The organism is Jiella sp. M17.18, assembly GCF_041027365.1.
Taxonomy (GTDB): domain Bacteria; phylum Pseudomonadota; class Alphaproteobacteria; order Rhizobiales; family Rhizobiaceae; genus VKMB-3413.
Genome location: NZ_JBFTEH010000054.1, coordinates 1 through 775, shown reverse-complemented (window position 1 = coordinate 775; position 775 = coordinate 1). Strand labels below are relative to the sequence as shown.

Annotated in this window: 1 protein-coding gene; it reads right to left on the bottom strand. The window is 64.5% G+C overall.

Annotated features, from left to right (window positions below; all coding sequences use genetic code 11):
• Window positions 1-775, bottom strand: a 775-nt coding sequence (locus tag AB5S17_RS23430) for a sorbosone dehydrogenase family protein (protein ID WP_369243582.1), incomplete at both ends; no start/stop codon positions are given.

The following is a 775-nucleotide window of genomic DNA, read 5'->3' as shown; positions in this document are numbered from 1 at the left end:
GATGCGGTGTGGCCGCCGAGAGCATAATCCGGTTGGATGGCACGGGCTACGAGCTCCGGCGCCTGCGGGACACGATCGTCCACGGTCATGCCCCAGTAGCAGTAGGGCCAGCCGTAGAACCCACCCTCTTCGACCGAGGTCAGGTAGTCAGGCGGCGTTTCGTCGCCCAGCCCATCGCGTTCGTTGACGACGGTCCAGAGCTTCCCCGTGACCGGCTCGAAGGCCATACCGACCGGGTTGCGCAGCCCGGAGGCAAAAATCCGCGCCTTTCCGGTGGTAACGTCCAGTTCCCAGATCGCCGCACGCCCTTCTTCCTCGGCCATCCCCTTGTCGCCGATGTTCGACAGCGATCCGACGCCGGCGTAGATCTTCGTCCGATCCGGCGAGACGATCAGGCTGCGGGTCCAGTGCCCGTGCGGCTTGAAATCGACGAGCTTTTCACCATCGCCTTTGAGGCTCGTATCGCCTGGCCGGTAGCCGAAACGCCGAATGCCGTCCGTGTTCCCGAGGTAGAATTTGTCGCCGACCAGCGCCATGCCGAAGGGTTGGTTCTGGTTTTCCACGAAGACCTCACGGCGCTCGGCGACACCGTCCCCATCCGCGTCACGCCAAAGGGTGACACGATTGGCGCTCTCGCCGATCGCCTTGACGCGACGCATCGTGGCCTGCTGCGCGTGGTCCATGAGGCTGCGCGGCGTCTCCGGCTGTTCCTTCGATTCCGCCACGAGGACGTCGCCATTGGGAAGGACCTCGATCCAGCGGGGATGATCGAGGT